Below are 13745 nucleotides of genomic sequence, written 5' to 3' on the forward strand. Positions count from 1 at the left end.
AATGATTCGCTCATTCATCCAAACTATATTCTCCATACTCCTTCAAATAAACATCTACTAACAAAATAAATAAGGAGATAATAATGGGCCCGAAAATCAAACCGATAAACCCAAATAATTTTAAGCCTGCTATGACACCAAAAATAGTAATCAGGGGATGTGTGTCGCCTATGCGTTTTTGAATGGCCAGTCTAAACAAATTATCAACGGAACCCACGATGGCAAAGCCATACAACAAGAGAAAAATTCCATAATTATTTTGGCCGTTATAAATCAACATGATCGAGAGCGGGATGTAAACAATCATTGCGCCAAGAAAAGGAATGAATGAAGCAAAAAATGTCACCACAAACCATAAAAAAGGTTCTTCCACTCCTGCTATCCAGTAGCCAATGAAAGCTACTATGGATTGACATAAGGAAACCAAAGGAATGCCTATTGCATTTGAAAAAACCAGAGAATTAAGGTGTTCGCGGAAATAGTTTAAATTTTTAATTTTCAATGGGAGCCATGAAGTAAATACATGTTCCATTTTCGCGCCACCGGTAAGTAAAAAGAACAAAACGAAATACATGATTGCAATTAAACCCAAACTATTAAAAGTTGCAGTAAGTAAATCACTCGATTCGCGCAAGACAAAATCACTAAGGTTACCTACATATTCTTTTGTTAAAATGGACACGTTGTATTTAAGCTCAATTTCATGAATAAATTGCTCAATAGAAGACCAAATGGCATTGGCATCCTTTACTTGTGGCAGTATTCTGGAACTCAACATCCGGATAAGAGAATTTAACGGAAGGACGATGATCAGCAAACTCAGGATCATAAGTACTAATGCAGACAGGCTTTTGGGAAAATTCCAGCGCGATATTAAAAAAATATAAGGCCTGCGCAAAAGAATGTATAAGGTATACGAACCCAAAAATGCCGGTACAAATAAATGTAGCTGCCAAAAGATCAATCCCCCCAATAAGAGGATGAGCACTAAATGAAAACTCTGCCTGATGATGCTATTCGGAATTTTATCCATATTGTTCTGATAGTTGCCTGTAAATCTAAGGCGTAAGTTTTAATTATAATAAATTCGATACAAGAAATTATAGTGAAATAAAATTCCATTCATAAAAAGTCAATAAGACGGTGTGAAATTGCCTTACTTTGTACTCATGCGTACTGTTTTCTTTAGTTTCAATTTCCCACCTTTGAGAAATCCAAGGGCCTTTAGAATAGAGAACCTCATTCGCAGCAGGTATTCCGATCAGGAATATTTGGTCATTACTTCCAGGTTTGCAAATGAGAAAAATATAAATGAAAAAAATATCTATAGGCTTGGAATCAGCAGAAACATTCAAAGTCTCCGACGCCAGCAGTTAAAAAAGTATTTCCTGCTTCGGTTTTTACACCGGCTTATCTGGCCTGATGACAAAATACTCTATAATATTTGGAGTTTAATTTATTATATTCTTTTCTTACGCAAACGCGATGACCATATATACACAGTTTCTAATCCCTTCAGCTCACATTTCATTGGATACTTTCTCAAAAGATTTCTCAAACATGTTTGGACCATCGATGTAGGAGATTTATTTTATCTTCCAGATCAATCTGCATCTTATTTCAAAAAATGCAATCTCTATTTTGAGCGAAAAGTAACAAGCACATGTGATCACCTTCTTGTCAATGCAGATTCAATGCGAGCATATTTTGCAGACAAGTACAAATTGGATCGAAATAAAATTCAAGTAATCCCTAATGGAAACAGACTTGATTTTCCAAAAATGAATAGGTCGAAATCTAAAACGCTTCAATTGACATTTATTGGCAATACCTATGAAAGTCTTCGCGATGGACTTGCGGAAATAGATATTTTCTTGCGATTATACAACGAGCATCCGGAATTGAATATGAACATACAATTGTTAGGAATGATGTATCAGCCCTTGTTGCAAAAAATAAATGCTTGTCAAACTTGGATACAAACGAGCGTTTGTAATTCGGATGAAAAATTACTGGAAGCCTATGCTAAAACTGATATATTATTGAATTTTGCTAATAAAAATTATCCAGGTATTCCCAGCAAGCTCGAAGAATATATCGCCAGCGGAATTCCCGTCATCCATTTCTGTTGGCAGGCCAATGATCCCGGAAGTATTTTTTTAAAACAAAGTAATCATCCCTTTTTGGAGTTCGTGATTGGGCAAACGCCTGTGTTGGAATTAAAAATTTATCTTGATAAATTTAAGGATTAATTGAAAATTTATTACGTTCTCAAGTTATTTTTCCTACCCCAAATACTTAGCTTCAATCGGCAACCTCCTTCCCAGACCAAATGATTTGGAAGACACGCGAAGTACGGGCGGGGATTGAAATCTTTTGAACTCCGAGCGGTTGACCATTTTAAGGACCCGGTAAACCAATGTTGCATCAAATCCCATCGAAATTATTTCGCGTGGACCTTTCCTGCTTTCAATATAGTGGTATAAAATCTGATCGAGTAAGTCGTATTCCGGCAAAGAATCAGAATCCTTTTGGTTGGGGCGCAATTCTGCGGAAGGTGGTTTGTGAATGGTGTTGCGCGGAATAATTTCTGCCTCTTTGTTGATGTAGCTTGCCAATTGATATACCTGCGTTTTATAAACATCCGCAAGAACTGCCAGGCCGCCGCAGAGATCTCCGTATAAGGTACCATAGCCTACTGCCATTTCACTTTTATTAGTCGTATTGAGCAGGATGTACAAAAATTTATTGGAGAAAGCCATCAGCAACATGCCTCTAACACGCGCTTGCATATTTTCTTCGGTCACATCTTCCGGTAAATCTTTGAAATGTTCTTTTAAAACATCCCGATAGGATTGAAACACTGGTTCAATAGGAATGATCTCGTATTCGATGCCCAAATTTATGGCCAACGCTTTTGCATCATCTACCGATCCTTGCGATGAATAACGAGATGGCATCAATAAAACTTTGACATTCTCTTTACCCAATGCCTCTACTGCAAGAACTGCAGTAATGGCAGAATCAATTCCGCCAGACAATCCGAGAATCGCTTTCCTGAATCCCATTTTATGGAAATAAGCCCGAATGCCCAAGACCAATGCCTGATAGATCAAAGGAATTTTTGTTTTATCCTGTTCTCTGGAGACTTTGCCTTCTTGCACTTCCTCCAAATTATAAATTTGAAATGCAGATTTAAAAAATGGCAATTCATCAAAACATTTCCCATCCGGTGAAAGCACCGCAGAACCGCCATCAAAAATGATATCGGTTTGAGCACCAAATCCATTGACATAAAACATAGGAATACCATACTTGAGCACATTGGCGCGGATCACATCCAGCCTGTTCTCTGCATGTTCGAAATCGAAAGGCGACGCTGATAGATTTAAAATGAAATCCGGTTTTTCGCACATCATCAGATCCATTGGACAAATCGTGTACATCGGATTGCTGTTGCCGAGATTCCAAATGTCCTCACAAATAGTAACAGCAATGCGCTTTCCTTTAAAAGTCACCGTTTTAAATTCACGGTTCGGCTCAAAATATCGGTACTCATCGAAAATATCGTAATTAGGTAATAAGGCTTTGTGAGCAATGTATTGCACTTTGCCTTCATATAGAAAAAATGCAGAGTTAAACAGATCTTTACCTTCTAATTCAGGATTGACAGTAGGCGCACCAACCACTATTGCCAAATCATTACTCATGGCACATAGCTTTTGCACAACGTCCATGGATTGTCTGACAAAATCTTTAAATTCCAAAAAATCACGTGGCGGATACCCGCAAACCGCCAACTCACTAAAACAGATCAGATCGGCTCCACCTTCTTTTGCCAACAAAACAGCTTCCGACATGGCTCTAAAATTAGCATCAAAATTTCCGATGTGATAATTCAATTGTGATAAAGCGATTTTCATAAATTGCAAAATTTAAAAATGGAACACAAAAGAAAGTTGGATTCTCATTTTAAACTGTAAATGTAGTTTATTTACCATCAGGAATAAATGCTACCAACTGCCTGAAGCACAATTTCCTGAATTTTCAGTTGGTTTGTGGGGTATCTATAATCTGCCTGCATTTTGTGAATTCTTTAATTCTGTAAATTCTGCTTCTGACAAAATAAGTTATTCCAGATAAACAAAGATAATCCATTGGCACCCGCGGATTTTCACAGATGATCGCAGAAATAATAGTCAACAATAATTCCGGCTTTGGCAATCATTCGTTTCGAAAGCATTTGAAAATATATTAACAAGGCCACCATTTTTGCCTACTTTTGCCCCACATCATTATATGAGCCACTTCGTAGTATCCGCCAGAAAGTACAGACCCTTAAAATGGGCTGATGTTATTGGACAAGAGCATGTGGCACATACACTTAAGAATGCCTTAGCCAAAGGACAGATCGCCCACGCTTTTTTGTTTTGTGGACCCAGAGGTGTTGGTAAAACGACCTGCGCACGCATTTTGGCCCGCGTTCTGAATTGTACCCAGCCTACACCGGATTGGGAACCCTGCAACAGCTGCGATTCATGTATGGCTTCCATGGAAAATGCATCCTTCAATATTTTCGAATTGGATGCGGCCAGTAATAACTCTGTAGATGACATTCGTGAATTGGTCGAACAAGTGAGATATCAACCTCAAGCCGGTAAGTTTAAAATTTATATCGTCGATGAGGTACATATGCTCTCTACCGCTGCATTCAATGCTTTTTTGAAGACACTGGAAGAACCGCCACCTTTCGCAAAATTTATCCTGGCCACAACTGAAAAACATAAAATTATACCTACCATTCTGAGCCGTTGTCAGATTTATGATTTCAGAAGAATAGGAGAAAAAGATATCGTTCTGCAATTGCAGAAAATTGTCGAAAAGGAACAACTGAAAGCTGAAGAAGAAGCGCTCTTTCTCATTGCCCAAAAAGCAGATGGTGCGATGCGAGATGCACTCTCTATGTTTGATCGCATTAAAAGTTTTTCGGGAAATGAAATCCTTTACAAAGATGTTCTCGACAATCTAAACATCCTTGATCACGATTATTATTTCAAATTTGTGGATGCTTTTTTACGTGAAGATGCTTCCGCAAGTATGTTGTTGCTCGATGATGTTTTGCGTTACGGATTTGATCCCGAAGTATTGCTGGAAGGACTTGCCGGACATATACGCCAACTCATGGTGGTGAAAGACTTGCAAATGGCCAATTTAGTCGAAGGAAGTGAAGCCCTCAAACAACGATATAAAAATCAGGCAGAGGCAAATACAGTTGCTTCACTGGTGACCTGGCTCGATCTTATCAACGAAGGAGACGTGAATATGGTGCGCGCCAGAAATAAGAGATTGCATACCGAAATACTGTTGCTCAAATTAACATACGTTTCACGCAAAAGGCAAATCGCTCAAAATACTTCACCGACAAGTGAAGAAAAAAAAAATCCTCTGAGCTCCGCAACTAATATTCCTATCCCATCAGAAGAAACTGCGCCAATTTTAAAACCCGCAAAAAAAGAAATATCTAAAAACCCGATGACCACAAATGGTCTCAATATTCCCAAACTTGGTAATATAGATCAACTCAAATCAAAAATCATTGAAGAAGAAAAACTACGCAAAGAAAATCTCATCGCTTTTAATGATGAATCTGCTCTTACTTTCTGGAACCAATTGCTCGAATCAGAACTCCCAGCTTCGTTAAAAGCATTTATGAAAGTAGCAGTTTGTGGCGTTGAAGCACACGCAATGCGCATTTTGGTTGGCAATGTCATTGCACGAGAAACTATCCGCGCAGAATTGAAACTGGATGATCGCATACGTCAAACTTTTGCTGATAAAAACATTCGCGTTTATATAGAAATTGATCCATCTTTAGCCGAACAGGAAAGTAAAAAACCCATCAAGTATTATTCTGCCATTGAAAAATGGGAATTAATGGTTCAAAAAAATCCCAATCTTGCCAAATTCAAAGAAAAATTGCAACTCAAACTGGACGAAGATTGATTTTTTATGTGGTGGCCAATCCTAAAATACATTTTCTTTTTTTTTGACGCTGAGCGTGCGCATTACTTAGCAATGAATGTAATGTCATGGTCGATAAAAATTCCGGTGGTTGGACCATTGTTGATTCGTTCATTTACTTTTGAGCATCCGAATTTGCATGCTGAGCTCTGCGGAATGAAATGTAAAAATCCTATTGGACTTGCGGCCGGTTTCGATAAAGATGGAAGGTGGTTAGACTTATTGCCGCTATTGGGATTTGGACACATTGAAGTAGGCACGGTCACCCCTCTATCACAACCAGGCAATCCGAAACCCCGGTTATTCCGTTTAAAAAAAGATGAATCCATTATCAATCGCATGGGTTTCAACAACCTTGGCGTTGTGCATCTTGCAAGCCGACTGAAAGATTTTCATAAACCAGAAAGATTTATCATCGGTGGTAATATTGGAAAAAATAAAGATACTCCTGCCGAAAAAGCTACAGAAGATTATTTGATCTGCTTTCGCACACTCTTCCCCTTCGTTGATTATTTTACGATCAATGTGAGCTCTCCTAATACTCCCGGATTGCGCCAACTGCAAGAAAAAGAACCCCTCGATCAATTATTATCTGCAATCCAATCCGAAAATTTAAAACAATTAGAATCCAAACCTCTTTTTTTAAAAATTGCACCCGATTTGGAAAACAATGCTTTGAATGATATTCTTGAAGTGGTTCAGAAAAATAATTTTTCCGGTATCATTGTAAGTAATACTACGATTACAAGACCTGATATCCTCAAAGAAAAAAAATATATTCGGGAAGCAGGCGGACTAAGTGGTAAAATAATCCGGGAACTGGCAGAATCCAAACTGGAATATTTGAAACAACATGCAGATGCCAAACTCAAATTTATAGGCGTGGGTGGTATTTCAAGCGGTACCGATGCCAGAGAAAGACTTCAGGCCGGGGCTAACTGGATTCAAATATATTCAGGGCTCATCTTTAAGGGTCCTTGGATGGTACGCAAGATTAAAGAGGAGTTGGTGGCGGGAACGGTAAAAGGTAAAAAAGCTAAAAATGATTAAACTAACAATTGTTAGTATTAAATAAAATTTACTTTTAATTTTTCATCCTTTCTTTGTATCAATTCACAAAAACCATCTTCAGATTGAAGAGAGAAGGTATGCAGATCTATTTAAAACCGCTCCAAAACCTTAAGCTGCAATTTGCGAACGAATTTAAGACTAAAGACTGGAATTAAAAAACTTCAAAATTCCTAAACACTTGCGAGAACATTCGCAGCTTTCTCCAATTCCTTTTGTTGGTATAACTCCATTGCTTTTTTGTGAAGTACTTCTATAGGTTGATTGATGTATGAATAGAGATCCGCGTTTTCTTCTAAAAATTTGAGAGCCTGTTGGCGATCTGGAAATTGTTTCATTCCAGCCAAAGCACCAATAAAATTTGCCGACAGATCGTGACTTTCTTTGACGTGTTTTGGAAGATTTGGATAACCGACCACCGGTAAATGTTGAGATTGTGGCAATGAAATCAAAGCATCTCCACTGGCCCGCACATAATAAGCGCGACCCATGCGCCCCATGAGATCGAGTTTATGTGGATCTATTTTATGCTGGTCGTCCAAAACGTTTTCGGAAATATGCATGCGCACAACTTCGCACAAAATCAAATGTCCGGCGCCGCCATGATCTCCTAAAGTAATGATCTCCGTAACCCGACATTCCATATTGATGGGCGATTCTGCGACCAGCGCAGGTCGGACGAGATCCGCTGTCGCCGGCGTAAGTCCCGATTGTTCAAATTCGGAAGTTCCCTCAGGAAAATCAACAGAGCATACCATCATTTGCCTTACGATTTCATAATTCACAACATTTACCACACATTCTTTTGATTTTTGAATATTGTGCAAGGTATCTTTAGTCGTATTGCTTTCCACTCTTCTGTTGGATGAAAATACCAATATGGGTGGATTTGAGCTGAATGCATTGAAAAAACTATAGGGTGCTAGATTGTTTACCCCGTTTTCGTCTATCGTACTGACAAATGCTATGGGTCTTGGGGCCACAGCACCCAGTAAATATTGATGTAATTCACTTGTGGGTATTGTTCCCGGTGTTATTATTTTTTTCATGATATAAATATAGGATCGCAAATAATGACTTGAACATATAAACCCTTCAAGCCCGGTTTTGTTCTTTAATTCGCTTTGCTAAGTTTTAGCACAATTGTGTGGAATTCAAATAGCTTGCCTACCTTTCGCATGATAATACAAAATACAATTTGAAACTAATTATGAAAAAGCTACTTATTGCCACTTCTGTAAGCGTTTTTATCGGTTATTTGATTTATTATTTTTTCTTTAAGACTATGATGGTTTTAGGCCAGCAGGCTCCGGATATCCAGGCAATTGGCCGCGACAAACAAATCATAAAACTGGAACAATTCAGAGGCAAATACCTATTATTAGAATTTTGGGGATCCTGGTGCGGACCTTGCAGAAAAGAGAATCCTATTTTAGTGATGATGTATGAAAAATATAAAACCAGTCAGTTTAAAGTGGCCAGTGGAATTGAATTTCTCAGCATTGCCCTCGAAAAAGATAAAGACGACGCTGAAAAAGCTATTTTGAAAGATAATCTCAACTGGCCACACCACATTATTGAAGATAAATTATTGGAAAGTCCTACGGCAATTGCCTATTCTATAAAGTCCATTCCTGCTAAATTCCTCATTGGTCCCGATTTGAGAATTATTCTTTCTGATCCCACAATTGCAGAATTAGATGCTTTTTTGGCTTACCAACTCAAAAAAGACTGACAAATTGACCTGTTTTTTGAATTGGCAACATTATTGACCTTTGCAAATTCGTGCTAATTAATGATTATGACAGAAGAAAAAAATCTACCCATCGAGGATTTGTTGACTCAGCAAGAAACTAAGATTGAGGAGACTCAAATACCAGAGGCTGAGGGGTTGAACGGAGTTCCGGAATCTCAAAGCTCAGATAAAAATCTTATTGAGGAATTGACAGAACAAAAGGAAAAATACATTAGGCTTTATGCTGAATTTGACAATTACAAAAAACGAAGCCTCAAGGAAAAAATTGAACTCATCCGAAATGCAAGTCAGGAATTGATCCAGGATCTTTTGGTGGTGCTGGATGATTTTGACCGTGCCAAAAAATTATCGACTGAACAACAAAACGAATCTATTTATCCTGAGGGAATGAAATTGTTGCATCACAAGCTTTTGGGTATTCTCCAAACAAAAGGCCTGGAAGATATGGATTCTCAAGGATTGAAATTTGATCCAGAATTTCATGAAGCCATCACTGAAATTCCAGTCCAGGATGAATCTATGAATGGAAAAATTGTTGATACCATTGAAAAAGCGTATTTACTCAATAAAAAAGTAATTCGATTTGCAAAAGTCATTGTTGGAAAGCAGTGATCTCATAAGTTTATAAATATCAAATGCCGAAAAGAGATTATTACGAAATATTAGGAGTTGCTAAATCATCTGATGCGGATGCTATCAAAAAAGCATATCGCAAGGTGGCGATGCAATTTCATCCGGACCGTAATCCCGGAGACAAAGCAGCTGAAGATAAATTTAAGGAAGCCGCAGAGGCTTATGAAGTGTTAAGTGATGCTGACAAAAAAGCCAGATACGACAGATATGGGCATGCCGGTGTAGATCCGAATGCAGGATACGGAGGTGCTTCCGGAATGTCGATGGATGATATATTCAGTCATTTTGGGGATGTTTTCGGCGATTCAGGTTCACCTTTCGAGTCGTTTTTCGGAAGAGGTGGCGGAAGATCTCATACCGGAAATCGAGGCAGTAATTTACGCATCAAAGTGAGTTTGACTCTTGAAGAAATCGCAAGCGGAATTACTAAAAAAATTAAAGTAAAAAAACAACTCACCTGTAAAACCTGCCATGGTAGTGGTGCCAAGGATAGCAAATCCATAAAAACTTGTAGCACCTGTAACGGACAAGGATATGTGCGCCAAATTAAAAATACATTTTTGGGACAAATGCAAACCACGACAAGCTGTCCCAATTGTAATGGAACTGGCCAAACGATTGCTGCAACTTGTTCCGGTTGTCGCGGTACCGGACACGAGGTAGGAGAAGAAACCATTGAGATTCAAATACCAGCTGGTGTAGAAGATGGTATGCAACTATCATTGCGCGGAAAAGGAAACGCGGGTAGTCAGGGAGGTCCATCAGGAGACCTGTTGATAAGTATCGAACAAAAGCCCCATGAGCAATTTAGTCGTGAAGGAAATAATATATACTTTGACCTGTACTTAAATTTTGCTGATGCAGCATTAGGTTGTCAGGTAGAAGTACCCACTTTACAAGGTGCTGCCAAGATTAAAATCCCCAACGGGACACAGGCTGGTAAAATTTTTAGATTAAAAGAAATGGGTTTACCCTCCGTTCAATCATATGGTAAGGGCGATCAGCTGATTCATGTTAATATCTGGACTCCAACTTCATTGACCTCAGAAGAAAAAACACTTATGGAAAAGTTGAGAAGTATGCCAAACTTCCAGCCCAATCCAACCAAAGCAGATAAAAGCTTTTTTGAACGGATGAAAGAGTATTTTAGCTGATCGTTTTAAATTTTATTAAATGAATCGCTATTTCTTTTCCGCCTTATGTGTATTATTGTTACAAGCCTGTACTTCAGAAACTATCTTCCAACAAAAATATAAACTGGATCATCATTCCTGGAAAACCGAACAAGTGTTAGTTTTCAATTGGGATATCAAGGACACCACGCTTTTATTCGACATAGAACTTGAGATCGACCACGATGCAGATTTTCGTTTTCAGAACCAATACATAAAAGCCAAAACAAAATTTCCAGATTCTACAACAAAGGAACAAATATTGAGCCTTGAGTTATTTGATGATACCGGTCGCCCATATGGAAATTGCGTCTCATCGACATGCAAAACACCCATTTTGTTGCAATCCAGAATAAAATTTCAAAAATCGGGGACCTACCAACTCCAACTCAGCCAGAACGGACGAGAGCCCGAAAGCCCGGGTATCCATGCAGTTCAACTAAAAATCCTCAAGTCGAAAGTATAATACGAAAATTAATTTCCAGCACTAAGAAACCAAACCCTACCCAAATCATCCCGCAAACTAAATAACCCCGAAGGGGTAACATAACGCTAACATGACAGAAAACAGACATGACTTACACTAACCTGACACCAAGCAGCAACACAATTCCTACCCAAATCATCCCCCCAATCCAAAAACCCCGAAGGTGAAATAACTCTAACGAAAACACAACACTACCCAAATCATCCCCCAATCCAAAAAACCCCGAAGGGGTGAAATAACTCTAACGAAAACACAACACTACCCAAATCATCCCCCAATCCAAAAAACCCCGAAGGGGTGAAATAACTCCAACGAAAACACGACACTACACAAATCATCCCCCAATCCAAAAAACCCGAAGGGGTGAAATAACTCTAACGAAAACACGACACTACACAAATCATCCCCCAATCCAAAAAACCCCGAAGGGGTGAAATAACTCTAACGAAAACACGACACTACACAAATCATCCCCCAATCCAAAAAACCCCGAAGGGGTGAAATAACTCTAACGAAAACACGACACTACCGCTGACATAACTCTACAACCAATCAAATAAATACTGCTCCTCATGCTCAATTTCAAACTTCTTCAGCAATCCGACATACTCAATTTTAAACGACTCTTTACGATGGTGGGCCTCTTGATTTTCAATATATCTAAATACCCTCTTCACTTCTGAGTTAGCATAAGAAAAAGCACCATAGCCCTCTTGCCAGGAAAATTTATACGGAGAGAATTGCTGCTCATTAATAAATAGAGTTGTATTGTTTTTGATATCTCTGGCTAAATCTGAAATACGCATAGACGGCTTTAGCCCTACAAAAACATGCACATGATCGCTCACACCATTGACAATAATTGCCTTTTGGCCTTTAGCCTTAATGATACCCGACATATACTTAAAGACCTCTAATCTCCAGGGCTTTTGCAATAGGTTTGCTCTATATTTTACAACAAATACATATTGAATAAATATTTGTGAATAAGTTCCTGCCATTTCAAAAAATTATAATATCAGCTAATCGATGCTGGATAATTTTTAACTGCATTTAAAAACAGAATTCCAAATTAAAAAATACAGAATTTTCACGACTTTAAAATTTTAATACTAATGAATTTACGCCATCCTTATAATTAAAATAATAAATGCCGGACACTGGCCAATGTCCGGCATTTTGGTTGCTGACTTAGGATTTCTTACCCAACATCAGCATTTCGTTTAAAACGATTTCTGTGATGTACTTTTTGTCGCCTTCTTTGGAATCATAATTTCGGGAAGTCAGTTTGCCTTCTATGGCGACTTCACTTCCTTTCGTTAAAAATTCCTCGACGAGGTCAGCAGATTTTCCCCAGGCTACTACATTATGCCACTGCGTGTCAGTGACTTTTTTGCCCTCTTTGTCATTGTAGACCTCATTGGTTGCAATTGAAAAGCGGGCCATTTTGTTGCCTTTTTCAAACTGTTTGATTTCAGGATTGGCGCCAAGATTCCCGATCAGGCGCACACTGTTTCTAAGGTGATTCATACATGTTAAATTGTAAGTGTTAATAATAAAATTGAATCTGATCAGATCGAAAACGCTGCAAGATCTTTTGTGTTTTGAATTTAAAAAAGGAATAAACGTTTATAAACGGATAAAATTTATAAAAAAATAGGGGCCTTTTTTTCAAATATTTTATCTTTACTAGCTAATACACTACTATGAACACGCTAAGAACTTGCCTTCTTTGTGGAGCCACCCTCATGGGTAGATCCGACAAAAAATTTTGTGATGACCATTGCCGAAGTCAACATTACCACAACCAACATCGCAATCAGTCTTCACTCATCCGTTTTATCAACAAGCAACTCAAACACAATCGAAATGTTCTCTTCCATTTTTATCATTCCAAATGCACCCCTGTGATATCTCTTGAAGCCCTCAAAAAATTAGGCTTTCTGCCGGATTACCACACGCATATTTATATGTTAAAAAATGGAACTGAACTCAAAATGTATTACGATTTTGGATATTTATTAAAAGACCCAAATACCATCCGGATCTATAGTCCGGTAAAATCCAGGGCTCTTATAAAATGGTATGATAAAATTTCAAACACACATTCAGAAATTTGAGAGAAAAAGGAGAAAAATCGGCATGGACCTATATCGAAATCGCTCCTGAAATTGCTCAAAAAATAAATCCGGGGGTAAAAACATCCTATCGGGTAAAAGGCTCTTTAGATACACTTGAGGTATCAGGATTGAGTTTGTTGCCTATGGGTGGAGGCTCTTTTATTCTTCCCTTGAATGCTGATTTGCGAAAAAACTTACGCAAAACAACTGGCGAATTGCTGATCGTCAAATTAACAGTTGATGCTTCTCTTTATATGTTAAACGCTGAGCTACTGGAAGCTCTTGAATCTGAATCCAAAGCCTTAATACATTTTAATTCACTGAGCAAATCCCATCAGAATTATTTTTCAAAATGGATTGAAAGCGCAAAAACCACAGAAACTCGCTATTCAAGAATTGAATCCTGTTTCATCGCAATGATCAAAAAACAATCCTTTGCAGAAATGTTGAGAGAAAGAAAAAAAGATAAAGATGGTTTCTGAATTTAA

Annotated in this window: 14 protein-coding genes; 9 read left to right on the forward strand and 5 right to left on the reverse strand. The window is 38.2% G+C overall.

Annotation, left to right across the window (positions count from 1 at the left end; translation table 11 throughout):
* Nucleotides 1-10: 10 nt before the first annotated feature.
* A complete protein-coding gene (locus tag IPM92_13215) occupies nt 11-1033 on the reverse strand; it encodes an AI-2E family transporter (protein MBK9109289.1) in 1023 nt (340 codons plus the stop codon).
* 172 nt (nt 1034-1205) lie between these two features.
* On the opposite strand from IPM92_13215, the gene IPM92_13220 reads away from it, so the two are divergent.
* Nucleotides 1206-2252, forward strand: coding sequence for a glycosyltransferase (locus IPM92_13220; GenBank protein ID MBK9109290.1), 1047 nt, complete (start codon nt 1206-1208; stop codon nt 2250-2252).
* 33 nt (nt 2253-2285) lie between these two features.
* On the opposite strand, the gene IPM92_13225 is transcribed toward IPM92_13220, so the two are convergent.
* On the reverse strand, nt 2286-3923 hold the full coding sequence (locus IPM92_13225) for an NAD+ synthase (protein ID MBK9109291.1): 1638 nt from the start codon (nt 3921-3923) through the stop codon (nt 2286-2288).
* Between the two features lie 376 nt (nt 3924-4299).
* Between IPM92_13225 and dnaX the strand changes: the two genes are divergently transcribed.
* Nucleotides 4300-6003: a DNA polymerase III subunit gamma/tau gene (dnaX, locus tag IPM92_13230; protein ID MBK9109292.1), complete on the forward strand. Its 1704-nt coding sequence runs from the start codon at nt 4300-4302 to the stop codon at nt 6001-6003.
* Between the two features lie 6 nt (nt 6004-6009).
* Nucleotides 6010-7071, forward strand: coding sequence for a quinone-dependent dihydroorotate dehydrogenase (locus IPM92_13235; protein MBK9109293.1), 1062 nt, complete (start codon nt 6010-6012; stop codon nt 7069-7071).
* A 191-nt stretch (nt 7072-7262) separates the two neighbouring features.
* On the opposite strand, the gene IPM92_13240 is transcribed toward IPM92_13235, so the two are convergent.
* Nucleotides 7263-8138: a flavin reductase family protein gene (locus IPM92_13240; protein ID MBK9109294.1), complete on the reverse strand. Its 876-nt coding sequence runs from the start codon at nt 8136-8138 to the stop codon at nt 7263-7265.
* A 161-nt stretch (nt 8139-8299) separates the two neighbouring features.
* Here IPM92_13240 and IPM92_13245 point away from each other — a divergent pair, with 161 nt between their 5' ends.
* The 4 genes from IPM92_13245 to IPM92_13260 all read left to right on the forward strand — a co-directional run bounded on the left by IPM92_13245 (nt 8300) and on the right by IPM92_13260 (nt 11116).
* Nucleotides 8300-8824, forward strand: coding sequence for a TlpA family protein disulfide reductase (locus tag IPM92_13245; GenBank protein MBK9109295.1), 525 nt, complete (start codon nt 8300-8302; stop codon nt 8822-8824).
* Between the two features lie 66 nt (nt 8825-8890).
* Nucleotides 8891-9457, forward strand: a complete 567-nt coding sequence (locus tag IPM92_13250) for a nucleotide exchange factor GrpE (GenBank protein MBK9109296.1) — start codon at nt 8891-8893, stop codon at nt 9455-9457.
* Between the two features lie 23 nt (nt 9458-9480).
* On the forward strand, nt 9481-10632 hold the full coding sequence (dnaJ, locus tag IPM92_13255; GenBank protein ID MBK9109297.1) for a molecular chaperone DnaJ: 1152 nt from the start codon (nt 9481-9483) through the stop codon (nt 10630-10632).
* 19 nt (nt 10633-10651) lie between these two features.
* A complete protein-coding gene (locus IPM92_13260; GenBank protein MBK9109298.1) occupies nt 10652-11116 on the forward strand; it encodes a gliding motility lipoprotein GldH in 465 nt (154 codons plus the stop codon).
* A 563-nt stretch (nt 11117-11679) separates the two neighbouring features.
* Here IPM92_13260 and tnpA read toward each other — a convergent pair.
* Both tnpA and IPM92_13270 read right to left on the reverse strand, forming a co-directional pair.
* Entirely contained in the window at nt 11680-12138 is a 459-nt protein-coding gene (gene tnpA / locus IPM92_13265) for an IS200/IS605 family transposase (GenBank protein MBK9109299.1), read from the reverse strand.
* Nucleotides 12139-12328: 190 nt separating this feature from the next.
* On the reverse strand, nt 12329-12667 hold the full coding sequence (locus IPM92_13270; GenBank protein MBK9109300.1) for a single-stranded DNA-binding protein: 339 nt from the start codon (nt 12665-12667) through the stop codon (nt 12329-12331).
* 176 nt (nt 12668-12843) lie between these two features.
* On the opposite strand from IPM92_13270, the gene IPM92_13275 reads away from it, so the two are divergent.
* Nucleotides 12844-13257 (forward strand): hypothetical protein, encoded by a 414-nt coding sequence (locus IPM92_13275; GenBank protein ID MBK9109301.1) that lies wholly within the window; start codon nt 12844-12846, stop codon nt 13255-13257.
* Nucleotides 13254-13739 (forward strand): DUF1905 domain-containing protein, encoded by a 486-nt coding sequence (locus IPM92_13280; GenBank protein MBK9109302.1) that lies wholly within the window; start codon nt 13254-13256, stop codon nt 13737-13739. The genes IPM92_13275 and IPM92_13280 overlap by 4 nt, the downstream gene beginning before the upstream one ends.
* Nucleotides 13740-13745: the final 6 nt, after the last annotated feature.

Source organism: Saprospiraceae bacterium (assembly GCA_016719615.1).
Classification (GTDB): domain Bacteria; phylum Bacteroidota; class Bacteroidia; order Chitinophagales; family Saprospiraceae; genus Vicinibacter.